The organism is Streptomyces sp. NPDC048462 (assembly GCF_043200175.1).
Lineage (GTDB): Bacteria > Actinomycetota > Actinomycetes > Streptomycetales > Streptomycetaceae > Streptomyces.
Window position 1 is genome coordinate 1 of record NZ_JBICXG010000010.1, and the last position, 23362, is coordinate 23362.

Annotated in this window: 26 protein-coding genes and 1 tRNA gene; 14 read left to right on the plus strand and 13 right to left on the minus strand. The window is 71.6% G+C overall.

All coding sequences use genetic code 11. From position 1 onward, the window contains the following. Positions 1-114: 114 nt before the first annotated feature. A complete protein-coding gene (locus ACGFU6_RS18230) occupies positions 115-960 on the minus strand; it encodes a MurR/RpiR family transcriptional regulator (protein WP_393611911.1) in 846 nt (281 codons plus the stop codon). 225 nt (positions 961-1185) lie between these two features. On the opposite strand from ACGFU6_RS18230, the gene ACGFU6_RS18235 reads away from it, so the two are divergent. Continuing rightward, positions 1186-1677, plus strand: a complete 492-nt coding sequence (locus ACGFU6_RS18235; protein WP_393611912.1) for a MaoC family dehydratase — start codon at positions 1186-1188, stop codon at positions 1675-1677. A 14-nt stretch (positions 1678-1691) separates the two neighbouring features. Here ACGFU6_RS18235 and ACGFU6_RS18240 read toward each other — a convergent pair whose 3' ends face one another. Then, positions 1692-2138, minus strand: coding sequence for a MarR family winged helix-turn-helix transcriptional regulator (locus ACGFU6_RS18240; RefSeq protein ID WP_393611914.1), 447 nt, complete (start codon positions 2136-2138; stop codon positions 1692-1694). 59 nt (positions 2139-2197) lie between these two features. Here ACGFU6_RS18240 and ACGFU6_RS18245 point away from each other — a divergent pair, with 59 nt between their 5' ends. The 3 genes from ACGFU6_RS18245 to ACGFU6_RS18255 all read left to right on the plus strand — a co-directional run bounded on the left by ACGFU6_RS18245 (position 2198) and on the right by ACGFU6_RS18255 (position 3421). Further along, positions 2198-2581: a hypothetical protein gene (locus ACGFU6_RS18245; protein ID WP_393611916.1), complete on the plus strand. Its 384-nt coding sequence runs from the start codon at positions 2198-2200 to the stop codon at positions 2579-2581. Continuing rightward, positions 2578-2907: a YrdB family protein gene (locus ACGFU6_RS18250; RefSeq protein ID WP_393611918.1), complete on the plus strand. Its 330-nt coding sequence runs from the start codon at positions 2578-2580 to the stop codon at positions 2905-2907. Before ACGFU6_RS18245 ends, ACGFU6_RS18250 begins: the two co-directional genes overlap by 4 nt. Before the next feature lie 88 nt (positions 2908-2995). After that, entirely contained in the window at positions 2996-3421 is a 426-nt protein-coding gene (locus tag ACGFU6_RS18255; protein ID WP_393611920.1) for a hypothetical protein, read from the plus strand. Between the two features lie 22 nt (positions 3422-3443). On the opposite strand, the gene ACGFU6_RS18260 is transcribed toward ACGFU6_RS18255, so the two are convergent. Continuing rightward, the gene (locus tag ACGFU6_RS18260; protein WP_393611922.1) at positions 3444-4205 is read right to left on the minus strand and encodes an SDR family oxidoreductase; all 762 of its coding nucleotides are present in this window, start codon (positions 4203-4205) and stop codon (positions 3444-3446) included. Positions 4206-4352: 147 nt separating this feature from the next. Here ACGFU6_RS18260 and ACGFU6_RS18265 point away from each other — a divergent pair, with 147 nt between their 5' ends. Continuing rightward, a complete protein-coding gene (locus ACGFU6_RS18265; RefSeq protein ID WP_393611923.1) occupies positions 4353-5183 on the plus strand; it encodes a helix-turn-helix transcriptional regulator in 831 nt (276 codons plus the stop codon). A 332-nt stretch (positions 5184-5515) separates the two neighbouring features. Here the strand turns inward: ACGFU6_RS18265 and ACGFU6_RS18270 are convergent, their stop codons facing one another. Then, positions 5516-6925 (minus strand): cystathionine beta-synthase, encoded by a 1410-nt coding sequence (locus ACGFU6_RS18270; protein ID WP_393611925.1) that lies wholly within the window; start codon positions 6923-6925, stop codon positions 5516-5518. A gap of 210 nt (positions 6926-7135) precedes the next feature. On the opposite strand from ACGFU6_RS18270, the gene ACGFU6_RS18275 reads away from it, so the two are divergent. The 3 genes from ACGFU6_RS18275 to ACGFU6_RS18285 all read left to right on the plus strand — a co-directional run bounded on the left by ACGFU6_RS18275 (position 7136) and on the right by ACGFU6_RS18285 (position 10798). After that, positions 7136-8245 (plus strand): SGNH/GDSL hydrolase family protein, encoded by a 1110-nt coding sequence (locus ACGFU6_RS18275; protein ID WP_393612271.1) that lies wholly within the window; start codon positions 7136-7138, stop codon positions 8243-8245. 122 nt (positions 8246-8367) lie between these two features. Beyond that, positions 8368-9588: an acetyl-CoA C-acetyltransferase gene (locus tag ACGFU6_RS18280; protein WP_393611927.1), complete on the plus strand. Its 1221-nt coding sequence runs from the start codon at positions 8368-8370 to the stop codon at positions 9586-9588. Between the two features lie 364 nt (positions 9589-9952). Continuing rightward, positions 9953-10798, plus strand: coding sequence for a hypothetical protein (locus ACGFU6_RS18285; protein ID WP_393612272.1), 846 nt, complete (start codon positions 9953-9955; stop codon positions 10796-10798). Positions 10799-10879: 81 nt separating this feature from the next. On the opposite strand, the gene ACGFU6_RS18290 is transcribed toward ACGFU6_RS18285, so the two are convergent. Further along, positions 10880-11197: a hypothetical protein gene (locus tag ACGFU6_RS18290; protein ID WP_393611929.1), complete on the minus strand. Its 318-nt coding sequence runs from the start codon at positions 11195-11197 to the stop codon at positions 10880-10882. A gap of 102 nt (positions 11198-11299) precedes the next feature. Between ACGFU6_RS18290 and ACGFU6_RS18295 the strand changes: the two genes are divergently transcribed. Next, a complete protein-coding gene (locus ACGFU6_RS18295; protein WP_123527779.1) occupies positions 11300-11527 on the plus strand; it encodes a DUF4287 domain-containing protein in 228 nt (75 codons plus the stop codon). Positions 11528-11619: 92 nt separating this feature from the next. Here ACGFU6_RS18295 and ACGFU6_RS18300 read toward each other — a convergent pair whose 3' ends face one another. Both ACGFU6_RS18300 and ACGFU6_RS18305 read right to left on the minus strand, forming a co-directional pair. Beyond that, positions 11620-12480 (minus strand): Bax inhibitor-1/YccA family protein, encoded by an 861-nt coding sequence (locus tag ACGFU6_RS18300; RefSeq protein WP_393611931.1) that lies wholly within the window; start codon positions 12478-12480, stop codon positions 11620-11622. Positions 12481-12600: 120 nt separating this feature from the next. Continuing rightward, positions 12601-13605: an ArsR/SmtB family transcription factor gene (locus tag ACGFU6_RS18305; protein WP_393611933.1), complete on the minus strand. Its 1005-nt coding sequence runs from the start codon at positions 13603-13605 to the stop codon at positions 12601-12603. Between the two features lie 59 nt (positions 13606-13664). Here ACGFU6_RS18305 and ACGFU6_RS18310 point away from each other — a divergent pair, with 59 nt between their 5' ends. Further along, positions 13665-14993, plus strand: coding sequence for an MFS transporter (locus ACGFU6_RS18310; protein ID WP_393611935.1), 1329 nt, complete (start codon positions 13665-13667; stop codon positions 14991-14993). Here ACGFU6_RS18310 and ACGFU6_RS18315 read toward each other — a convergent pair whose 3' ends face one another. Next, positions 14994-15593 (minus strand): DinB family protein, encoded by a 600-nt coding sequence (locus ACGFU6_RS18315; protein ID WP_393611936.1) that lies wholly within the window; start codon positions 15591-15593, stop codon positions 14994-14996. A gap of 40 nt (positions 15594-15633) precedes the next feature. Beyond that, positions 15634-16452: a class I SAM-dependent methyltransferase gene (locus ACGFU6_RS18320; RefSeq protein ID WP_393611938.1), complete on the minus strand. Its 819-nt coding sequence runs from the start codon at positions 16450-16452 to the stop codon at positions 15634-15636. A gap of 214 nt (positions 16453-16666) precedes the next feature. On the opposite strand from ACGFU6_RS18320, the gene ACGFU6_RS18325 reads away from it, so the two are divergent. Beyond that, complete coding sequence (locus ACGFU6_RS18325; protein WP_393611940.1) at positions 16667-17140, plus strand: carboxymuconolactone decarboxylase family protein; 474 nt, start codon at positions 16667-16669, stop codon at positions 17138-17140. A gap of 53 nt (positions 17141-17193) precedes the next feature. On the opposite strand, the gene ACGFU6_RS18330 is transcribed toward ACGFU6_RS18325, so the two are convergent. The 3 genes from ACGFU6_RS18330 to ACGFU6_RS18340 all read right to left on the minus strand — a co-directional run bounded on the left by ACGFU6_RS18330 (position 17194) and on the right by ACGFU6_RS18340 (position 18334). Further along, positions 17194-17349, minus strand: coding sequence for a hypothetical protein (locus ACGFU6_RS18330; RefSeq protein WP_393611942.1), 156 nt, complete (start codon positions 17347-17349; stop codon positions 17194-17196). Between the two features lie 39 nt (positions 17350-17388). Continuing rightward, positions 17389-17595, minus strand: coding sequence for a superinfection immunity protein (locus ACGFU6_RS18335; protein WP_393611943.1), 207 nt, complete (start codon positions 17593-17595; stop codon positions 17389-17391). A gap of 97 nt (positions 17596-17692) precedes the next feature. Further along, complete coding sequence (locus ACGFU6_RS18340; protein WP_393611945.1) at positions 17693-18334, minus strand: TetR/AcrR family transcriptional regulator; 642 nt, start codon at positions 18332-18334, stop codon at positions 17693-17695. A gap of 106 nt (positions 18335-18440) precedes the next feature. Between ACGFU6_RS18340 and ACGFU6_RS18345 the strand changes: the two genes are divergently transcribed. Then, a complete protein-coding gene (locus tag ACGFU6_RS18345) occupies positions 18441-19184 on the plus strand; it encodes a hypothetical protein (protein WP_393611947.1) in 744 nt (247 codons plus the stop codon). 1 nt (position 19185) lies between these two features. Here ACGFU6_RS18345 and ACGFU6_RS18350 read toward each other — a convergent pair. Beyond that, positions 19186-19268: transfer RNA gene (locus ACGFU6_RS18350), tRNA-Leu, on the minus strand. A 686-nt stretch (positions 19269-19954) separates the two neighbouring features. Between ACGFU6_RS18350 and ACGFU6_RS18355 the strand changes: the two genes are divergently transcribed. Next, positions 19955-20725, plus strand: coding sequence for an ABC transporter ATP-binding protein (locus ACGFU6_RS18355; protein ID WP_393611949.1), 771 nt, complete (start codon positions 19955-19957; stop codon positions 20723-20725). A 107-nt stretch (positions 20726-20832) separates the two neighbouring features. Further along, positions 20833-23361, plus strand: coding sequence for an ABC transporter permease (locus tag ACGFU6_RS18360; protein ID WP_393611951.1), 2529 nt, complete (start codon positions 20833-20835; stop codon positions 23359-23361). Position 23362 lies beyond the last annotated feature (1 nt).

Consider the following 23362-nt stretch of genomic DNA (forward strand, 5'->3'; position numbering starts at 1 on the left):
AAAACGCTCGGCTGGAAAACCCCAGCCGAGCGCCTGCGTGATCTACTGACGGCCACATAAGCCATCAGGTGTTGCGAGGACCCCAAGAATCCGCCCACCGGGCGCGGGGCCCCGTCACTCGACGAAGAGGCTCCGCGCCGCCGCCCTCGCGTCGAACTCCTCCAGGCGTGCCTGCGCGTCCGGCAGGGCGTCGCACATCGACTCCAGGAGCACCCGCCCCAGCAGCATCGGCGCGCACGCCGTGTCGAAGGCGAGCCCGGTCCCGACGGCGGCCGGGATCAGCAGATCGCTGTGGGCGGCCACCGGGGCGAACGCGGAGTCCGCTACCGACACCACGGTCAGCCCCTGCTCCCGCGCGTAGGCGAGCGCGTCCACGACCTCCCGGGGGTGGCGCGGCAACGCGAAGCAGATCAGCGCGGTGGCGCCGGCCCGGCGGGCGACGTCGATCCGGTCGTGCAGCATGCTGCCGCCCTCGTCGAGCACCCGGACGTCGGGGTGGACCTTGGCGGCGAAGTACCCGAAGCCCCGGGCCTGCGAGGAGGCGGCGCGCAGCCCGAGCACTGGCAACGGGCGCGAGGCGGCGAGCAGTCGCCCGGCCCGCTCGACGGGGCCCGGGTCCGCGAGCAGCTCAGCGAGGTGACGCAGGTTCTCGATCTCACCGAGCACCGCCTGCTGGTACTCGTTGTACGTGTCGTCCCCGCCCCCCTCGGCGGCCCCGGCCGGGGAGACCTCGCGCAGGTGTCTGCGCAGCGCGGGGTAGCCGTCGAAGCCCAGCGCCACGGCGAACCGGGTGACGGAGGGCTGACTCACCCCCGCCAGTTCGGCCAGCTCGACGCTGGACAGGAACGGCGCGTCCCCGGCCCTGCGCACCATCGAGTGCGCGATGCGCCGCTGGGTGGGGGTGAGCCTGCGCCCCTCGAACAGCTGCTGCAACCTCGCGGCCGGGCTGCTCCCGCTCATCCTGTCCCCTCGGTAGATCCGTCGCGCCGCGGTCGGGCACCGACGAATCCATTCAGCCAGCAAGGCGTCTGCATGTCCATATGCAGACACCTCGCCGGCCGCCCCGGCGGACGCGGCGGTCCACTACCGTTCGCGTGTTCCAGTCGCTTCCCGTCCAGTTTCCGTCCAATTCCCGTCCACAGAGCCTCGCCGAACGCGGGCGGGGAACCGAGCGAGAGGGCACCCGTGACGACGGCCGCTCCTGCCAGCACCGACAACTTCGCCTCCCCCGTCGAGGACCGGTATTTCGAGGACTACGTGCCGGGCGCCGTGCACGTCTTCGGCGCCGGCACCCTCACCGAGCAGGAAATCCTGGACTTCGCCCGGCGCTTCGACACCCAGAGCATCCACACGGATCCCGCCGCGGCCCAGGACGGCCCGTTCCAGGGGCTGATCGCCAGCGGCTGGCACACCACGGCCGTGATGATGCGCATGTACGCGGACCACTACCTGAGCAAGGTCGCCTCGCTCGCGTCCCCCGGCGTCGACGAACTCCGCTGGCAGCGGCCGGTCCGGCCGGGCGACACCCTGTCGGTCCGGGCCACGGTCACCGGGGCCCGCGTCTCGCGCTCCAAGCCCGACCGCGGGCTGGTGCACACCGGTGTGGAGGTGCTCAACCAGCGCGGTGAGACGGTGCTGACGATGACCATCATGAACATGCTGCGCCGCCGGCCGTAGCGGGCGACACCCCCCTACCCGGGCAGCCCCGCCCGCGCGGCCAGTACGGCGAGGGTCCGGCGCAGGTTCGTGCGGAAGGCGTCGTCGAGCCCGGCCGTCAGCTCCTCGTCGATGGCTTCCGCCGTCTCCGTACAGAGGGCGAGCAGTTCGCGGCCCCGGTCGGTGAGGGTGAGGATCTGGCGGCGGCGGTCGACGGGGTCGCGCTCCCGGCCGACCGCGCCCAGCTCCTCCAGGTGATCGGCGAGGCCGACCACCAGGCTGGGCGTCACGCGCATGGTGCGGGCGATGTCCTGCTGCGAGGCCGCCGCACCGCTGGCCAGCAGGGCGAGCAGCCCGGCGTGCTTGGGCTTCAGCTCGTGGACGGCGAGCCGCTCGGCGAACAGTTCGGCGGTGATCGCACCGAGCGTGCCGAGCCGGAAGGCCGTGGTGCCGGTCAGCGTTTCCTGCTTGACATCCTTCACGCCCAGCACCGTATCATCAGCAAATCATTCAGAGAGTTAATGATTAACGAGGTGACGAAATGCGACGCTCACTGGCCGGACTCAACGTGGCCATGGCTGCGGGCTCGGCGGTCGCGGCCGTGATCGCGGTGGCACGCCCCACGCTCCTGCTGCCGGCCGGCACCGGTCCGACGGCCGGGCTCCAGGTGTACGCCGAGGCCTACGCGGTCCGCGCGGTCCCGCTCGCCGCCGCGCTGGTGTACCTGCTGAAGGGGGAACACCGCGCGCTGGTACCGGTCCTGGCGGTGGCCGGGGCGGCGCAGCTGGGCGACGCGTACATCGGCGTCAGCCGGGGGGTCACCGGCATGGCGGTCGGCGGGACGCTCGCGGCGGCCACCCACCTCGGCACCGCCTGGTGGCTGGTGCGTCGCGCCGGCGCGACCGTCCCGGGGAAGGCGGCATGAAGTCGGTCAACCTGCTGGTCGTCTTCCTGTCGGAGCTCGCCGTCATCGCATCCGTGGCCACCTGGGGTTTCACTCTCGGCACTGGGTGGATGCTGCGGCTGCTCGCGGGCATCGGCGGACCGGTCGTGATGATCGTGCTGTGGTGGCTGTTCGGGGCACCCGACGCACCCCACAAGGTGCACGGCGCGATACGGGTGGCCTTCGAGACCTGCTGGTTCGGTGCGGGTGCCGTGGCCCTGGCGCTGGCCGGCTACGTCGTCCCGGCCCTGGTCCTCGCCGTCGTCATGGCGATCAGCAAGGGCCTCGCGGTGGCCTGGCGCCAGTGAGGCCGGCGCGGTCCCGGCGCCCGCCCCCAGCGTAAACAGGGGGGTTAGCCCCACTGACCCGGCCGCCACGGCTTCGTAACGTAGGACCATGGACGCACCCGACACGGAGCTCAAGAAGGAGCTCGACGCCACCCTTCAGGCCCGCAGCGAGCTGGGCACCGAGTACGAGTCCGCGCTCGTCGAGTCGTTTCTGGAGAAGGTCGAGCAGCGGCTCGACGGCACGCTCGACCGGCGGGTCAGGCGTCATCTCGCGGAGCAGCAGATCGTCGTCGCCAGGGGGGCGCGCCGGCCGGAGCGTCCCCCCGGGAATTTCGCCGAGCAGTACGGATTCGCGATCGTCTCGCTGGTCCTGGCCATCCCGCTGTCCGCCATCGGGGTGGCGAACGCGGGCATCCAGGGGCTGGTCGTGGCCTGGCTCGGGATCGTCGGCGTCAACGCCTTCCAGGCCGCCCGCGGCGGGCGCCTCTCCCGGCGCCGGGAAGACGAGCGCCAGAAGTCCGACTGGGAGGACTGAGCGGCGCCGGCCGGGCGGTGCCTCACGCCTGACGGGTCGGCAGCACGACCAGCTGACGCAGGTTGATGTGGCGGGCGCGGCTGGTCGTGTACGCGATCAGGTCGGCGATCTCGTCGCCGGAGAGCCCGCCGAGCGCGTCGAACATGCCGTCGAGCTCGCCGCTGAGCGCCGCGTTGTCGACGTGCCCGGCCAGTTCCGAGTCGGTGAGGCCCGGCTCGATGTTCGTGACGCGGACGTCGCGCGGGCCGAGTTCGGTGCGCAGCGAGGCCGAGAGGTAGGTGAGCGCGGCCTTCGTCGCGCCGTACACCGCGTAGTTGGGGAACGTGATGTGCGCGCCGATCGAGGAGATGTTGACCAGGTCGGCGGTCCGGCCGTCGGCGGCGGCCGCCACCAGGTCCGCGGTGAAGGCCCGGATGACGCGCAGGACGCCCGACACGTTGGTGTCCAGCATCCGCTGCCACTCGTCGGTGCGGCCCTCGTCCACCGGGTTGGGCAGCATCACTCCGGCGGCGTTGACCACCAGGTCCACCCGGCCGAACTCGGCGTGCACCCGCTCGGCGGCGGCGTCCACGGACGCCTGGTCGGTGACGTCGGCGACGACGGCGAGTGCCTGGCCGCCGTCGGCGGTGATCTTGCCGGCCAGTTCCGCCAGCCGCTCCCCCCGGCGGGCCAGCAGTGCCACCCTGACCCCCTGGGCGGCGAGCAGCCGGGCGGTGGCCTCGCCCATGCCGCTGGCGGCTCCGGTGATGACTGCGGTGCGGCCTGCGAGTGTCCCGTACGACATGTCCGTACTCCCTGGTTCTGCGGGCCGGGGCGTCTCCCCTGCTCGGGAACGACTCTGCCGCCGGGGGACGCCGTTACCCAGGGATGCGTCTTTCCTGGGTCCGGCAGTACCAGGCTGGGCGGCGGCCGGGTCTTCTACCATCGCGGCATGGACGGCGACCTCGGAGACTTCCTCCGCTCACGACGTGCCCGCATTCAGCCCGGTGACGTCGGGCTGAACTCGTACGGCCGCAGGCGCGTTCCGGGCCTGCGGCGCGAGGAGGTGGCACAGCTCGCGGGGGTGAGCGTGGACTACTACATCCGGCTGGAGCAGGGGCGCGGCCCGAGCGTCTCGGACGCCGTGCTGGACGCGGTGGCCCGGGTGCTCGGCCTGGACGAGACGGAACACGCCCATCTGCGCACGGTGGCCCGCCCGAAGCCGCGCACGGCGGCCCCGGCGGACGCCCAGCGGGTGCGGCCGGGGCTGCGGCTGCTGCTGGACACTTTGGGCGGGGCACCGGCGTTCGTCCTGGGCCGCCGGATGGACGTACTCGCGTGGAACGCGGCGGCGGACGCCGTCCTCGGCTTCTCGGAGCTCGCCCCGGACGCGCGCAACGTCCCGCGCCAGGTGTTCCTGGACCCGGCGTCCCACGCGTTCTACCCGGACTGGGCAGCCGTGGCCACGGAGACGGTCGCCCATCTGCGCCTGGACGCCGGCCTCCACCCGCACGACAAGCAACTGGCTACGCTGGTGGGCGAGTTGTCGATGAGCAGCGAGGACTTCCGCCGGCTGTGGGCGGATCACCAGGTGAAGGCGAAGGCGTACGGCGTCAAACGGATCGACCACCCGGCCGCGGGCGCGCTGACGCTCCCGTACGAGACGCTCGACGTGCCCGGGGATCCCGATCAGTGCCTGGTGGTCTACACCCCGGAGCCGGGTACGGAGTCGGCGGAGCGCCTCGTGCTGCTGACGGCGGGGGTCGCCGCACCGGCCGGCTGAGCGGCTGTCGGAGGGCCCGCGCACAGGTATGTCGCGGGGACCGCCGCACCCCCGGTTGCCCGGAGGGCGGGACGACGGCGGTCCCCGCGAAGGACGCGGTCCGGGTCAGGGCCGGTCGCGCATCCTGACGACAATGGAGGTCCGGGAGCCGCTCCGTAGTCCGTGTCGCCGTTTCGGTGCCGGCGGGTTTCCCTGCCGACACCCATCAATCTGCCCGACCCGTGTTAAGCCGGTGCTGCGGGTACGTGTCGCGCTCGTACCGTTTTCGCGAAGCCCCAGTCCGGTCCGGTCCGGTTCGGTCCGGTCCGGGTGGCTACGGCTTGTCGGGGTGGCTACGGCTTGGCGACCGCCGCCGCGTCCTTGGCGAGGAACGCCAGCAGGTCCTGCCGGCTGACCACGCCCTTGGGCTTGCCCTCGACCAGCACGATCGCCGCGTCCGCCGCGCCGGCGCCGCCGAGCACCGCCATCAGGTCCTCGACCGGTTCGCCGGAGCCGACCTGCGGCAGCGGTGACGACATGTGCTTCTCCAGCGGGTCGGAGAGCGAGGCGCGCTGGGCGAAGAGCGCGTTCAGCAGCTCGCGCTCGACCACCGAGCCGATGACCTCGGCGGCCATCACGTCCGGGTGACCGGCGCCCGGCTTCACGATCGGCATCTGCGAGACGCCGTACTCGCGCAGGACGTCGATCGCCTCGCCGACGGTCTCCTCCGGGTGCATGTGGACGAGCGTCGGGATCGGGCCCTCCTTGTAGTCGAGGACGTCCGCGACGCGTGCGGAGGGACCGGTGTTCTCCAGGAAGCCGTAGTCCGCCATCCACTCGTCGTTGAAGATCTTGCTCAGGTAGCCGCGCCCGCTGTCCGGGAGCAGGACGACGACCACGTCGTCCGGGCCCAGCCGCTTCGCGACCTCCAGGGCGCCCACGACCGCCATCCCGCAGGAGCCGCCGACCAGCAGCCCCTCCTCCTTGGCGAGCCGGCGGGTCATCTGGAAGGAGTCCTTGTCGGACACGGCGACGATCTCGTCGGTGACCGTCCGGTCGTACGCCGTCGGCCAGAAGTCCTCGCCGACGCCCTCGACCAGATACGGCCGCCCCGAGCCGCCCGAGTAGACCGAGCCCTCCGGGTCCGCGCCGATGACCTTGACGGCGCCCTCGCTGACGTCCTTCAGATAGCGGCCGGTGCCGCTGATCGTTCCGCCGGTGCCGACGCCCGCCACGAAATGGGTGATCTTCCCGTCCGTCTGCTCCCACAGTTCGGGACCGGTGGTCTCGTAGTGGGAGCGCGGGTTGTTCGGGTTGGAGTACTGGTCGGGCTTCCACGCTCCGGGCGTCTCACGGACCAGCCGGTCGGAGACGTTGTAGTAGGAGTCCGGGTGATCGGGGTCGACCGCCGTCGGGCAGACGACGACCTCGGCCCCGTAGGCGCGCAGCACGTTGATCTTGTCCGTGGACACCTTGTCCGGGCAGACGAAGATGCACTTGTAGCCCTTCTGCTGCGCGACGATCGCCAGGCCCACACCCGTGTTGCCGCTCGTCGGCTCGACGATCGTGCCGCCGGGCAGCAGCTCGCCGCTCTGTTCGGCGGCCTCGATCATGCGAAGGGCGATCCGGTCCTTGACCGAGCCGCCGGGGTTGAAGTACTCGACCTTGGCCAGGACCGTCGCCTGGATGCCGGCCGTCACACTGCGCAGCCTCACCAGCGGGGTGTTGCCAACGAGGCTGATCATCGAATCGTGGAATTGCACCGTGTACTCCGGGGTCTCCGTGATGGTGCGGCAAGAGTATGCGTACGGGGACCGGATTGGGCGAAGCGATTGAACGACGCCCTCTTGGGGGCAGTTAGCTCTGTGTACGGCGGTGACGACCTCACCGCGACGGCCCGCGACACCACCGGCCGCCGCGGACGGGGCGTGAATGGCGACGAGGAGGTGGACCGGACTGTGTCGAGAGCGAGGGTGGCACGGCGGATCGCGGCGGGCGCGGCCTACGGCGGCGGCAGCGTCGGACTGCTGGGCGCCGCGGCGGTAGGCGTCCTGCTGGCGGAGGTCCAGCTGGCGAAGCGGCTGGTGGGCGGCGGGGTCGCCCCGGTCCCGCCCAGCGCGGACGGGCGGTACGGGGTGGCGTTCGCCGGGCCGTCGGATCCGTTGCGGCTGGGGCTGCTGGGGGATTCCACGGCGGCCGGGCAGGGCGTGCGGCGGGCCGGACAGACGCCGGGCGCGCTGCTGGCCTCGGGGCTGGCTGCGGTCTCGGAGCGGCCGGTGGACCTGCGCAATGTCGCGCAGCCGGGGGCCAGGTCGGACGATCTGGAGCGGCAGGTATCGCTGCTCCTTGCGGACCCGTCCGGGGCCCCGGACGTCTGCGTGATCATGATCGGGGCGAACGATGTGACGCACCGGATGCCCGCGACCCAGTCGGTGCGCTGTCTGACCACGGCGGTGCGCAGGCTGCGGACGGCGGGCGCCGAGGTGGTGGTCGGCACCTGCCCGGACCTGGGCACGATCGAGCCGGTCTACCAGCCGCTGCGGTGGCTGGCCCGGCGGGTGAGCCGGCAGCTGGCGGCGGCGCAGACGATCGGTTCGGTGGAGCAGGGCGGGCGCACGGTGTCGCTGGGCGACCTGCTGGGCCCGGAGTTCGAGGCGAACCCGCGGGAGCTGTTCGGCCCGGACAACTACCACCCCTCGGCCGAGGGGTACGCGACCGCGGCGATGGCGGTCCTGCCGACGCTCTGCGCGGTGCTGGGGCTGTGGCCGGAGTCCGACCATCTGGACGCCGCCCGGCGCGAGGACATCCTGCCGGTGGCCAAGGCGGCCTCCCAGGCGGCCAGGGAGGCCGGTACGGAGGTCACCGGGGCCCGAGCGCCCTGGGCGCTCCTCAAGCACCGCAGGCGGCGGCGCCTGCCCGCGGCCACGGAGCCGCATCCGCACCCCCATCCGCACCGGCACCGTCATCCGCGTCAGGGCGGCCACGGGGAGCAGGGAGAACCGGGGGAACGCCGGGAACAGGGCGGCTCCACCCGGGTGGAGCGGCGTCCGGGCACCGACACGGGCACCCCGACCGCCGACTGACTGAGCGGTCGCTTAGAAAAGAGGCCCGCATCACATGCCGGTCCGGGTGACCTCAGAGGTACGTCCGGGTAACTTCCAGAGCAGTCCGCCAGCCAGCCTTCCAGCCCTCATGGAGCCGCGTGATGCCCGAAGCCGTGATCGTCTCTGCTGCCCGTTCCCCCATCGGCCGGGCCTTCAAGGGCTCGCTGAAGGACCTGCGGGCGGACGACCTGACCGCCACGATCATCCAGACCGCACTGGCCAAGGTCCCCGAGCTGGATCCCAGGGACATCGACGACCTGATGCTCGGCTGTGGCCTGCCCGGCGGCGAGCAGGGCAACAACCTGGGCCGCATCATCGCCGTACAGATGGGGATGGATCACCTTCCCGGCTGTACGGTCACCCGCTACTGCTCCTCGTCCCTGCAGACCAGCCGCATGGCGCTGCACGCCATCAAGGCCGGCGAGGGCGACGTGTTCATCTCGGCCGGCGTCGAGATGGTGTCCCGGTTCGCCAAGGGCAACTCCGACAGCTGGCCGGACACCCACAACCCGCTGTTCGCGGACGCCGAGGCCCGCACCGCGGCTCGCGCCGCGGAGTCCGGTGCGAGCTGGCACGACCCGCGCGAGGACGGCCTGGTGCCGGACGCGTACATCTCGATGGGGCAGACCGCGGAGAACCTGGCCCGGACCAAGGGCGTCACCCGCCAGGACATGGACGAGTTCGGCGTCCGGTCGCAGAACCTCGCCGAGGAAGCCCTCAAGAACGGCTTCTGGGAGCGCGAGATCACCCCGGTGACGACGCCGGACGGGACCGTGGTCGCCAAGGACGACGGCCCGCGCGCGGGCGTCACCCTGGAGGGCGTGCAGGGCCTGAAGCCGGTCTTCCGCCCCGACGGCCTGGTCACCGCGGGCAACTGCTGCCCGCTCAACGACGGCGCCGCGGCGCTCGTGATCATGTCCGACACCAAGGCGCGCGAGCTGGGCCTGACCCCGCTGGCCCGGATCGTCTCCACCGGTGTCTCCGGCCTCTCCCCCGAGATCATGGGCTACGGCCCCGTCGAGGCGAGCAAGCAGGCGCTGAAGCGGGCCGGGCTGAGCGTCGGCGACATCGACCTGGCCGAGATCAACGAGGCCTTCGCCGCCCAGGTGATCCCGTCCTACCGGGACCTCGGCCTGCCGCTGGACAAGGTCAACGTCAACGGCGGCGCCATCGCGGTGGGCCACCCCTTCGGCATGACCGGCGCGCGGATCACCGGCACGCTGATCAACAGCCTCCAGTTCCACGACAAGCAGTTCGGCCTGGAGACGATGTGCGTCGGCGGCGGCCAGGGCATGGCGATGGTCATCGAGCGGCTGAGCTGAGCTGGAGCGGAGGGTAGGGGTCGCCCGAGGAACGAGGGCGGCACCTGCCCTCAGCGGAAGCGAAGCGAACGCGACCACCAGCACGAGCGGCTGAGCTGAGCCCCTTCCCGCCCCGCTCCGAGGCCCTCGGGGCGGGCCGGTGGCCGGTTCCGAGCCCCGACCGTGACCGAATCTCCCCCAGGATGTGACCTATCTCCTGGGGGAGAGTCATTCCCGCAGGTCACACCAGCATCAGGGCTAAACCCCGGGCACAAAGACCTGTCCAATTCGTGACGTAATGCACTGACACATGGTGCCGGTAGAGGCCAAGCTGATGTAGGAAGTCGGGGGATCGATTGAAACCGGGAGTAAGTCAGTGAGCGCCATGCCTCTTGCCCTGTTGCTGACCACCGCCGCTGCCACGGCCGTGGGCGCTGCTGCTCTGCACGCCGCTCACGGGCTGCGTAGGCAGGTATCGGCCCTTCGAAGGGAGCTGGCCGACGGCCGCGCCCAGGCCGCCACGGTCCCCGCCCAGAGCCGTAACGACGCCACACCTGCCGCGGAAATACGCGCGGCGGTGGCCGAGGCGCTGGCCGAGGAGCGGGAACGCGAACTCGCCGAGGCGCGGGCCTTCTGGGCCACGCAGGAAGCGCGCGACGCCGCCGACGCCCCGTCGCTGCTGGGCGGCCTGGCCGGGGTCGGCGAGGACGCCCCGTTCTTCATGCCGCGCCAGGCGGACTTCGCCGGCCTGGAGGCGATGGACCTCGACGCCACCGAAGCGCTGGAGGAGCTGACGGAACTGGCCGAGCTCGCCGACATCACCGAGCTCCCGGAGATCGCGGAGTTCGCGGAGGACTCCCCCGAGCTGGCCGCGGCCCGTCGCCGCCACCCCTCGCACCCCGACTTCGTGCCGGTGCAGACACCCGTCGTCACCGACCACGAGCGCACGGTGAACCGCCTGGAGGAGCTGGCCGACAGCCGTACGGAACTCTCCGACGTGCGACCCGGCCCACTCGGCACGCTCGACGTCTACGTCTTCGCCGACGGCACCACGCTCTGCATGACACCCGGCCACCGCGAGACGGCGGAGCGACTGGCCGAGTCCCTGCGGTCCGGTGAGCACCCGGTGCTGCTGGGCGGTTCCGGCGTCTCCGGCGCGTACGCGCTGACGTTCTCGTGCGGCCGGGAGAACGTGTACATACTGGCCGACCGCGTCATCGCGAGCTTCTAGCCCGCGGACCGGTCGTCCGGCCCCCACCCCCGCACCCCCCACGGCACAGCGGCCCTCGCCGGCCGCTGCCGCGCGTACCGCCTAGGCGAAGGCCCGGGCGGTCGCTTCCTCGACGAATCGCACGGCCTCGTCCAGCTCCGCCGACGGGGCCGTTTCCAGTGCCACGGCCAGATCCCGCCCCGCGACCGCGAGTTGGTCACCGATCGCGAAGATCCCGGCGTCCGGCATGGTCCTCGGCTCCCGGTCCGGCGCCTCGACGCGCTGGGCCCGTACCGCCAACTGCCTGGCCACGGCCAGCCCCTCGGCCGCCGCACCCCGCTGCAGTCTGCTCTGCGGGGCGGCACGCAGCCGGTCGGCGAATCGGTCCACGGCGATGATCAGGGGCGTCGTATCGAGCACCCCGCGACCCTACGCGCCCCCGCCCGGATGGTTGCCAACGGCCCGGCCCTCAGGCACGGTGTCGGGAAGGACCAGTACCGCGCACAACGCGTCGGAGGCGCCATGTCCCAAGTCCTGTCCGAAGAGACCCACCGCAACCTGCTCGCCAGAATCCCGCACTGCACCGGTCGTGAGATCTCCGACTGGCTCCGCACCGTCGAGGACGGCCCCGCTCTCCGCTTCGAGGAGAAGGTCAGCTGGCTGCGGAGCGAGCACGACCTCGCCTATGGACACGCGAAGGCGCTCATCCACGAGTACGACCTGCGAAGAGCAGCCCGCAAGCTCCTGTAGCGCCGTCCCGTCCCCGCTTGGCACGGAAAACGGCCCGCAGGCTCCTGCGCAGGAGCCTGCGGGCCGTTCGTCGACATGTCTGCCGGCTGTGTCTAGTCGTCACCGCTCAGGATGGAGAGCAGGCGCAGCATCTCCAGGTAGATCCACACCAGGGTCATGGTGAGGCCGAAGGCCGCCAGCCAGGACTCCTCGCGCGGAGCGCCGAACGCGACGCCGTCCTCGACCTGCTTGAAGTCCAGGGCCAGGAAGCAGGCACCGAGGATGATGCCGACGACACCGAAGAGGATGCCGAGGCCACCGCTGCGGAAGCCGAGGCCGTCACCGCCACCGAAGGCGGCGAACAGCAGGTTGACCACCATCAGGAGCATGAAGCCCATGGCGGCGGCCATCACGAAGCCGTAGAACCGGCGGGTCACGCGGATCCAGCGCATCTTGTACGCGAACAGCACACCGGCGAAGACACACATGGTGCCCATCACCGCCTGCATCACGACACCCGGTGAGATGTACGTGCTGACCGCGCTGGAGATGACCCCGAGGAAGACACCCTCGAAGGCCGCGTACGCGATGATCAGCGCGGGGACCGGCTTGCGCTTGAAGGACTGGACCAGCGACAGCACGAAGGCGATCAGCGCGGCGCCGATCGCGATGCCGTACGACTTGCCGAGGTTCGCCTCGTCGACCGGGAGCACGGCCCAGGCCACGGCGGCACCGGCCACGACCGTGCCCAGCGTCAGCGCCGTACGGGTGACGACATCGTCGATCGTCATCACACCGGAGCGCGCCGGCGCCTGCGGGGCGCCGTACTGGGCGTCCGGCTGGGCATAGGGGTTGGTGGCGTACGGGTTGGCACCCGCTACGGGGGCCCCGGCCTGCGGTGCCGCGTTGACGTTCGCGTAACCGTTGTCGCGGCTGAAGCCCCGTCGCGAGAAGACCGGGTTGCTGCTCCTCATCTCACTCCTCCATGGCCACCCAGCGCGGCCTTGGGACAAGAGTAATGGGTAGGCAAAACAAACTCCCTAGTGCCAGGGGAGGATCTTTCGCGGCTCGTACCTATCGCAGTGATCGCCTGATCACATCGGTTCCGCCCCCTCTTGGACAGGACCGTCCCCGGCCAGGGCGTCGCCCGCCCCGGTGCGCCGGTAGACGACCCGCCGGCCGACCCTCGTACCCGTGACCAGGCCCGCGTCGCGCAGGACCGCCAGATGCCCGCCGACCGTGCCGAGCGACTGGCCGAAGTGGCGGGCGAGTTCGGTGCTGGTGGCGGGGCGTTCCAGTTCCTGGAGCACGGCGGCGCGGCCGGTGCCGATCAGCCGCTCCAGCGCACGGGCGGGCCGGAGCCCGCCGGTGGCTTCGGCGGCGGACCCGCGCGCCGGATAGACCAGGGCGTACCGGGCGGGGGGTTCCTCGGCGAGCCAGGTGCCGCTCGTCACACAGACCGGCACGAACAGCATTCCGTCCTCGCCGACGACACGGTCCGGTCCCGGCTGGTGGCTGAAGCGGATCGCGTCCGCGCCGACCCAGGCACTGCGGCGGTTCATCTGCTGGAGGGCACGGGGCCAGCCGTAGGCGGCCAGCAGTCCCGCCCGGTGGCTGACGTCCCGTTCCAGCAGCGCTCGGCGGCGCGGCCAGTCCGCGAGGATGTGGGCCTCCCAGGTGTACCGGAACAGACCAGCCGTACGGGCTCCCCAGCCGCGCCCGGTAAGCCACCCCAGGTCGTGCCGCTTCCAGCTGTGCGCCACCGCTGCTTCGAGGTCGGCGCGCACGGCCGCGTCGGATGCGGCGGCGACCGGCGCCAGCTCGTCGTCCAGGGCGGTACGCATCCCGCCGGACGGCGGAAGGGTGATGTAGCCGGGGAGGTACTTGGTCGAGGAGATCAGCTCGACCAGGCCCCTGGCGAAGGGATCGGCGTCGAGGACGGCGAGGAAGGCGTCGCGGTGCCGGTCGTACCAGGGGACGAGCCACGGATCGGAGCACGGCTTGACCAGCACGCACATCGACCCCAGCGTCTCGGCCAGCGGCGACAGCGCGAACCTGGACCGGGACAGGGCCATCGAGCTCAGCCGTAGCATCACCATCTTTCGCCTCCTGCCGAAACGTTAGCGCGCACCGGGGCCGTCTCCGCAGAATCCTGCCGGTGCAGCCACCTCTCGCGCCTCCGCCGCCCCCTCGGTCCGCCACCCCCTCCCTTCTCCGGCAGCCGGGTTTCCGCGCGTTCTACGCCGGGCGGCTGGTGTCGCTGCTCGGCAGCTCGATGGCCCCGGTGGCGCTGGCCTTCGCGGTCCTGGACGCCTCCGGCAGCTCCGGGGACCTCGGCTTCGTGCTGGCCGCCCACATGCTGCCGCTGCTGGTGCTGCTCCTGGTGGGCGGGGCGGTGGCCGACCGGTCCTCGCGCCGGAACGTGCTGGTCGCGGCCCATCTGGGCGCGGCCCTCACCCAGGGCGGCGTCGCGGCGCTCCTGCTGACCGGCCACTACGCGCTGGCCCCGGTGGCCGTGCTGGAGTTCCTGAACGGCACGCTGGGCGCGTTCACGGCACCGGCCCTGCGCGGGGTCCTGCCGCAGCTCGTCGACCGGGCCCGGCTCCAGCAGGCGAACTCCCTGCTGGGCACGGCCCGCAACGCCACGAAGATCCTCGGGCCCAGCCTGGCCGGTGTGCTCGTCGTGGCGGCGGGCAGCGGCCCGGCCATCGCCTTCGACGCGTTCACCTACCTGCTGGCGGCGGGCTTCCTCGCGCGGCTCACGTTCACCGGCGCCCCGGCCGCGCCCCGGCGGACGACCACCCTGGCCGCCGACATCCGCGACGGGTGGACGGAGTTCCGCGCGATCCGCTGGGTGTGGATCGGCACGCTGTCGTTCTGCCTGATGAATCTGGCCCAGACCGGCACCTGGCAGATCCTGGGCCCCCAGCTCACCCGTCAGCTCAGCGGTGAGGCGACCTGGGGTCTGGTGCTCAGCGTCCGTGGCATCGGGCTGCTGGTGTCGGGGCTGCTGATGTACCGGCTGGTGGTGCGGCGCCTGCTGCGCCTGGGGCAGCTGACGAACGCCCTCGCCGCGCTCCCGCTGCTCGCCCTGGGTGCCCGGCTGCACGCCCCGTGGCTGCTGGCCGCCGCGTTCGTCGCGGGGCTGGGCTCCGCCGTCACGGCCGTCGCCTGGGACACCTCGCTGCAGGAGCACGTTCCGCCGCAGGTGCTCTCGCGCGTCGCTTCGTACGACGACCTGCTCTCGTACATCGCGGTCCCGGTCGGGCAGCTGTGCGTCGGCCCGCTCGCGCAGTCGTACGGCGCGTTCCGCGTCGCCGCGGCCGCCGGGGTGATCTCGGCGGCGGCGGCCGCGCTCCCCCTGGCCTCCCGCGCCGTACGCCGGCTGCCCCACGCCGCCGGACCGGTTCCCGCTGCGGCTGCGGCTGCGGCTGCGGCCGCAGGGCCGGGGCCGACTCCCGCTCCGGAGCCGCAGGGCTCGGCGTAGTCAGGGCCTCGACGTGTCCGGGGCCTCCCGGGCCGCGCGCTCCACCCGGCCCCGGTGGCTCGCCCACCAGGCCGCGTCGCCGGAGGCCATGTTGTCGCTCCCGGCCCGCAGGCCCGTGGTCCCGTCGACGAGTTCCCGGACGATGTCGGCGTGCCCGGCGTGCCGCTGGGTCTCGGCGACCATGTGGACGAGGATCCGGTGGAGCGTCAGCTCGGTCCCCGCTTCCCCGGGGAGCCGGCCGACGGCATCGAGGTCCAGCGCGTCGATCGTCGCGTCCGAGTGGGCCCACACCCGGCGGTACCCGGCGACGATCTCCGCACGTGTCTCGTCTGCGGTGGCCCACAGGTCCGCGTTCGGCTCGGCGTCCCCGACGATCCAGAGCTCCGGCGCCTCGACGGGCCGCCCGAAGGCGGCGCCGAAGTAGAACGCCTCGGCTCCGGCCACGTGCTTGACCAGCCCCAGCAGGTTGGTGCCGGTCGGGGTCAGCGGGCGCCGGATGTCGTACTCGGACGCCCCTTCGAGCTTCCAGAGAAAGGTGTCGCGGGCATCCTGCAGATAGAGGTGGAGGTCCCGCTTGTGGCCCGTCATGGTCGCGGTCATGAACCCAAATCTGCCAGGCGCGCGCCCCGCGTCCAACGGCTTATCGCGCGCGGGCCACGAGCAGCGGCTGGAAGAAAGCGGACTCCTCGGGCATCCGCCACTCCGGCCCGGCGAACCCAGCCCCGGCGGCGAGCGAGGCCAGCCGGTCCCGGCCCAGTGCCCAGTAGGTGGACCGGCGGACCCGGACGCGCCACTCCCCTGCCGGGGCCGCCGCGAGGAGCTGGAAATGTTCGAGGTCGTAGTGCTCGCCGTCCTCGTGCCAGTGCCAGAGCTGGAAGGTGACGGTCCGTTCCTCGTCGCCGTCGGCCGGGTGGGTCTGGGGAGCCGTGGAAGCGGGGCGGTCGCGCAGCAGTTCGTCGTAGGGGCGGGTGCTGACCAGCAGCAGCCCGCCCGGCCGCAGCACGCGCCGCATCTCCGCCAGCGCGCCGTGCACGTCCTGCGCGGTCAGCAGGTGCGGCAGTGAGTTGTCGGCGCAGACGACGACGTCGAACCGGTCGTCGGGAAACGGCAGGTACCGCATGTCGGCGGCGGCCGTGCGCAGGCCGAGCCCTCGGTGCCGGGCCTCACGGGCGGCGCGGGCGGCGGCTCGGGGGCTGAGGTCGGTCCCGGTGACGTCGTGCCCGCGCAGCGCGAGGCCGATGGCCTGGGTGCCGATGCCGCAGGAACAGTCGAGCACCTCGGCCCGCTCCCGGCCGATCAACGCGTCCAGGGCGGCGCCCTGCCGGCGGATGCCGGCATCCCAGTCCTCGTAGATGAGGTGGTAGTCGTCGGCCAGTGCGTCGTAGAAGCCGGCCACCGACGACGGTACCGATGCTGGTGCCGATGCCGATGCCGGGATCCGTGACGACGACTGAGACATGGCGCGACAGTACCGTGCGCAACTCCCCCCGCGAGAGGGGCCGTTGCGGCTTCCGGCCCGGCGAGTGAGCGACCGCGCCGCGAAACGGGTGCCGGGAGGCGGATGCGAGCACGAGCCGCGACGGTGAGATGTGGGTCACATCCAGGGCTGTCACATTTCGGCGGCCCGATCGGTCAGAGAGGTACAGGCACCAAAAACCTCAAGGGAGTGCACCATGAACGCCCGCTTGAAGCCCCTCGACAGCCCGGTCGCGGCCAAGTCCCTCAAGCACATCATCGCGGCAGGCAACGCGCTCAAGGAGTCGACGCTGCCGCTCGCGACGCAGGAGCTGGTCAGGATCCGCGCCAGCCAGATCAACGGCTGCGCCGGCTGCCTCGACATGCACACCAAGGAGGCCGCGCACGCCGGGGAGAGCGCGGTGCGCATCAACCTGGTCGCGACCTGGCGGGAGGCCACCGTCTTCACCGATGCCGAGCGCGCCGCCCTGGAGCTGACCGAGCAGGGCACCCGCATCGCGGACGCGGCCGGTGGCGTCCCGGACGAGGTCTGGGCGAACACCGCCCAGTACTACGACGACGACCAGCTCGCCGCCCTGGTGTGCGCCATCGCCGTGATCAACACCTTCAACCGCCTGAACGTGATCATCCAGCAGCCCGCCGGCGACTACCAGATCGGCATGCACGGCTAGCGGCAGACGCCGTCCGGCACGCGGGCGCGGGAGGTCCGGGCCCCCCGCGCCCGTCAGGAGAACAGGTTCTCCGGGAAGCCGTACGCCCGGACGCAGCGCGTCGGCGCGGAGACGCCCGAGCGCGCTCCGCGCAGTTGCCGGGCGGTCCGCCCCGGCGACCTGAGCGCCGCCAGGGCGAACACACCGATGAGCGGGCAGGACGTGTCCATCGATTCCTCGGTCGGGAAATCAGCGCACGGCCGGACGACTCACATCCCCGTGCGCGGCGCGGTACTGCGTGCCGCCATCGCCAGCGCCACGACCCAGCCCACCAGGGTCCAGCCGAGGAACAGGTTCAACACGAGTATCGAGCCACTGTTCGACACGCCTCGCGCGAAGGCGACGACGGTCGGCACGAAATAGGCCAGCAGGACGACAACTATCAGCGCTAACCCGCCGATTGACATGATGCTCATGGAGCCCCCCAGGTACACCGGATTGGAGGTCCATTCTCCACAGCTCCCCCTCGATGTCCACAGCGCGTCACCCATGATCACCGAAGGGTGACCGGCGTCAGGCCGCCGGATCCCCAGCCCCGTCGAGCGCTCCGATTCCGGCGCAGAGCAGCCGGACGCTGCGGACGAACTTCTCGTCCTGGTCCTGACCGGACGCCGCGGCCACGGTCAGCGGAAAGCGGCGGTGGAGCTCGGCGACGTCCTCGGCACCGACCTCGATGGCGGGGGGCTCGCCCTGTTCCTGGAGCACGTAGCCGGTGATGTGGCTGAGCACCGTGTCAGCGGCGATGCCGAGGTGCCCGTCCTGGATGCCGGCGTCCTTCAGCGTCCGCAGCAGCCGCTCCATCAGGGACAGCGCTCCGGTGCTGAGCACCTTCGGGCTGTCGGCGAACATGACCGCGCCGCCGGGATGCCTCAGCAGGCTCTGCCGGAGCGAGACGGCCTGGGCCTCGACCCGCTCCGGCCAGCCGGCCCCGCCGGGCAGCGCGGCCAGGGCGGCGGTGCCCGCGTCGTACGCCTGCCGCGCCAGCCGGTCGGCCATCAGCTGGAGCAGGGCGCTCTTGTTGGGCACGTGGTAGTACATGCTGCCGGCGTGCGCGTCGAGCCGCTTCGCCACCTGTCGCATGGACAGCCCGTGGTAGCCCGCTTCGGCGAACACCGCCATGCCCGCGTCGATGATCCGGTCCGTGCTCAGCTTCATGAGCCCCACTGTAGCCGAATTTCAAACACCGTTTGAAAACTGCCGCAGACGCGTCTACTGTCATCACCGACGGGATTCAAACAGCGTTTGAAGGGGGGTGGTGACGATGGGCGGACTGCTGTTCAACGTGACCACGGCGGCACTGATGATGTTGATGCTCAACGGAGGACTGACCCTGCTCGGCCAGGACACCCTGCGAGCGCGGCGCGTCCCGTGGGCGGCGGTGGGGCTGACCTCGCTCGCCGTCGCCGGGGTGATCACCCAGCTCTGCTGGTCAGGCGCGATGGACGCCCTCGACAGCGACCCGGCCAGGTCCGGCTGGTGGCGGACCCTCACCTCGACGTTCATGCAGAACGGCGGCCCGCTCGGCGGGGCGTGGAACCTCGCCACCCTCGCCGTCATCGCCGCCCTGGCCAACTGGTTCTGGGGCGCTCCCCTCACACTGGGCCTGTTCCTCGCCGGCATCCTCCTGCCCGGCTACGTCGACGCGCTGTTCGGCGAGCACGGGCACAGCACCGACCCCCGCAACTTCGCCGGAAGCTCCGGCGCCACGTACTTCCTCGCCGCGACCCTGTCGGCGGCGCTGCTCCTGCGCACGCTGCGCACCGGCCGCCGGCCCGGCCGGGAGCACCTGAAGGAGATCCTGCTGGCGGCCGGCGTGCCCGTGCTCGGCCTGGCGGTCTGGTTCGCCCAGTCGAACGGCCACGGCCTGGTGTCCGTCTACGGTTTCGCCCTGGGCTGCGCCGTCCACGCACTCACCCGCCGCACCCCGGACCGTCCCGCCCCCGACGCCCGCGCGGGGGGCCTGCCGAATAGGCCGCGTCGGCACTCGATCCATGTCGCGGATTGAGTGCCCGGAACCGGACTTGAACCGGTACGCCCCCGAGGGGCAGCGAGGTTTAAGCTCGCCGTGTCTGCATTCCACCATCCGGGCTTGGCGCGGCTCCGCGTTGGCACATGACCCTATCCGGGGGGCTCCCCCGATCGGCCGAACAGTGGCTCGATGTTGTCTTATTTTATTGACCGCTTGAGGGTGCGTCAGCACACGCGAGAGGCATAGTCACACGCCTGCCCGGGTTGTGGGCGTGACAGGCGGCAATCCGAATTGACGTGAATTCGCCGCACCCACACAGCCGATTCGCCAGGGGCGCGCCACGGATCGCCAGGGGCGCGCCACCCCTGCCGGCCGGCGGGGCCGTCAGCCCGGTCCGGAACCGGCTGCCCGACCGGGGCCTCCGGGTCGCCAGGACCGTGCCCGTGATCATGGACACGGGGCGTTTCCCCGGCAACGAGGGCACGAACACGGCGGCCGCGCAAGGCCGGGCGGACCACGGGCGGCGTCAGCCGTCTCGGGGACGGTGTCATACCGCAGGAGGACGCGAGCGCCCGTCGGTGCGACTCAAGGCGGCCCCGGGAACGGGCACCGGGACTGACGATCCGCGGCGGATCGGCGGAGACGATGGAGCAGTGCCGTCGAGGAGGACGCCGCGTCCGGCGGCGCCCTCCTTCCGGCCCGGACCCGATGGTCCTGCTCGGCCGATGGTCCTGCTCGGACCCGAAGGTCCTGCTCGGACCCGAAGGTCCCGTCCCTCCCGTACGAACCCGACCCTGGAGCTTCCCGTGACCACCATGACCACCGCTCACCGCGCCACCGCGGTGGCTGCACGCGCCACGGAACTGTCGAAGGTCTACGGAGAGGGCGAGACCAAGGTGACCGCGCTGGACCGGGTCACCGTGGACTTCCCGCAGGGCGAGTTCACCGCGATCATGGGCCCGTCGGGTTCCGGCAAGTCCACGCTGATGCACTGCGTGGCCGGTCTCGACAGCTTCAGCAGCGGCTCGGTGCGGATCGGTGAGACGGAGCTGGGCTCCCTCAAGGACAAGCAGCTCACCCAGTTGCGACGGGACAAGATCGGATTCATCTTCCAGGCGTTCAACCTGCTGCCGACCCTGACAGCGCTGGAGAACATCACGCTGCCGATGGACATCGCCGGCCGCAAGCCCGACCAGGAGTGGCTGCACAAGGTCATCGAGATGGTGGGCCTCACCGACCGCCTGAAGCACCGGCCCACCGAGCTCTCCGGCGGCCAGCAGCAGCGCGTCGCGGTGGCCCGTGCCCTGGCCTCGCAGCCGGAGATCATCTTCGGTGACGAGCCGACCGGGAACCTGGACTCGCGCTCCGGCGCCGAGGTCCTCGGCTTCCTCCGCAACTCGGTGCGCGAGCTGGGCCAGACCGTGGTCATGGTGACCCACGACCCGGCGGCCGCCTCCTACGCGGACCGGGTCATCTTCCTCGCGGACGGGGCGATCGTGGACCAGATGATGCACCCCACCGCGGACGGGGTGCTGGACCGGATGAAGGCGTTCGACGCCAAGGGCCGCACCAGCTGAGCCGAGCCCCCGGCCGCCGCCCCGGCCCCTGCGTCGCACCGCCTCGCGCCGCGCGACGCCCGATCCATGCCCTTTTCCGGAACCCCCCTCCCCTCCAGGACACAGCCATGTTCCGTACCGCCCTGCGCAATGTGCTCTCGCACAAGGCCAGGCTGCTGATGACCGTCCTCGCCGTGATGCTCGGCGTGGCCTTCGTCTCCGGCACTCTGGTCTTCACCGACACCCTCGGAAACGCCTTCCGCAACCAGTCGGCGAAGAACTACGACGACGTCGCCGTCGCGGTCACCACCTACGCCGACCAGCGCGACGCCGAGACGCCCGGCGTCGACGCCGCCACCCTGAAGAAGATCCGCGCCCTGGACGGAGTGGCGAGCGCCACCGGCCGGGTCTCCGGCTTCGCCGGGGTCGCCGGCACGGACGGCAAGCTGATCGGCAACGGCTGGACCAACACCGGCGGCAACTTCGCCCCGGGCAAGGGCGGCAAGGACGCGCAGTACGACTTCACCGACGGCACGGGGCCGACCGCCGCCGGCCGGATCGCCCTGGACCGGGACACCGCGGAGAAGGGCGAGTACAAGGTCGGCGACAAGGTACGGGTCGCCACCAACGGGCCGGTGAAGGAGTACACCCTGTCCGGGGTCTTCACCACCGAGGACGGCGCGGTCAACGCCGGCGGCAGCCTGGTGCTCTTCGACTCCGACGTCGCCCAGAAGCTGTTCCTGCGGCCCGACGAGTTTAGGGACGTCTCCGTCACCGCCGCACCCGGCGCCTCCGACCAGCGGGTGCTGGCCGCGGTGAAGCCGCTGCTGCCCAAGGACGCGGAGGCCAAGACCGGCAAGGTCCGCGCCGACGAGCAGGCCGAGCAGATCGAGTCCGGCCTGAGCAGCCTCAACAAGCTGCTGCTCGGCTTCGCGGGAATCGCCCTCTTCGTCGGCGTCTTCCTGATCGCCAACACCTTCACCATGCTGGTCGCGCAGCGCACCAAGGAGCTGGCGCTGCTGCGTGCCGTCGGCGCCTCGCGCCGCCAGGTCAAGCGCTCGGTGCTGCTCGAGGCCGCCGTGGTCGGTCTGGTCGCCTCCGTCATCGGCTTCGCCGTGGGGCTCGGTCTCGCCGTCGGGCTGCGCTCGGCGATGAGCCTGATCGGCGGCAAGATCCCGGCCGGTCCGCTGGTGGTCGCGCCGACCACGATCATCGCCGCCCTCGCGGTCGGCGTCCTGATCACCGTGCTGGCCGCCTGGCTGCCCGCCCGCCGGGCCGCGAAGATCCCGCCCGTCGCCGCGATGAACAGCATGTACTCGGTGGCCTCCGTGAAGTCCCTGGTGGTGCGCAACTCGATCGGCGCGGTCATCACGCTGCTGGGCGCGGCGGCGGTCGTGGCCGGTGCGGCGCAGTCCGGGAACTCGGCCCAGGCCAGCATCGCGGCCGGCGCCTTCCTGGCGCTGATCGGCATCATCATCCTCATCCCGCTGCTGTCCCGCCCGGTGATCGCCCTGCTCCGCCCGCTGCTGCGGCGGCTGTTCGGGGTCTCCGGCAAGCTGGCCGCGCAGAACGCGGTCCGCAACCCGCGGCGCACCGGCGCCACCGCCTCCGCGCTGGCGATCGGCCTGACCCTCGTCACCGGCATCTCGGTCCTCGGCGTCACCCTCGGCCAGGCGGTCGACCGGATGACGACGGACAACATCAAGGCCGACTACATGGTGTCGATGGCGAGCGGGGACTCGCTCGACGAGTCGGCCCTCACCGCCCTGGAGAAGGCCGACGGCGTCACCGCCGTCTCGCCCACGCAGTCCGTCTGGCTGTCGGTCGGCAAGGCGAACCTGTCGGCGTCCGGCGTCACCCCCGGCGATGTGCAGAAGGTCCTCAGCGTCGACACCCTCTCGGGCTCGATGGACTCCCTGGGCAGCGGCGCGATCGCCGTCTCGGAGAAGACCGCGAAGTCCAACGGCTGGAAGACCGGGGACAGCGTCCCGGTCACCTACGAGGACGACAAGAAGGAGACCCTGAGGATCGGGGCGCTCTACAAGGACAACGAGTTCCTGTCGCCGGTCGTGATCCCCCGCGAGAAGGTGGCCCCGCACGAGGGCCGGGCGGACATCCGCGAGATCTGGGTCAAGACGGACGGCGGTTCGAGCGCGGCCAACGAGCAGGCCGTGGTGGACGCGCTGGGTGACAACCCGGGCATGAGCGTCATGGACCGCCAGGACATCCGGGACATGTTCGGCGGCACCATCAACCTGATGATGAACATCATGTACGGGCTCCTGGGGATGGCCCTGATCATCGCGGTGCTCGGCGTCGTCAACACGCTGGCCATGTCGGTGTTCGAGCGGCAGCAGGAGATCGGCATGCTGCGGGCGATCGGTCTGGACCGGCGCAAGGTCAAGCGCATGATCCGGCTGGAGGCCGTGGTCATCTCGGTGTTCGGCGCGCTGATCGGTATCGGGCTGGGCCTGTTCCTCGGCTGGGCGATCGGCCGGGCCGTGTCGTCCGAGATCCCGCAGTACGCCCTGGTCGTGCCGTGGGGCCGGATCGCGCTCTTCCTGCTGCTGGCCGGACTGGTGGGGGTGCTGGCCGCGATGTGGCCGGCCCGCAACGCCGCGAAGCTCAACATGCTGACGGCCATCAAGACCGAGTAGC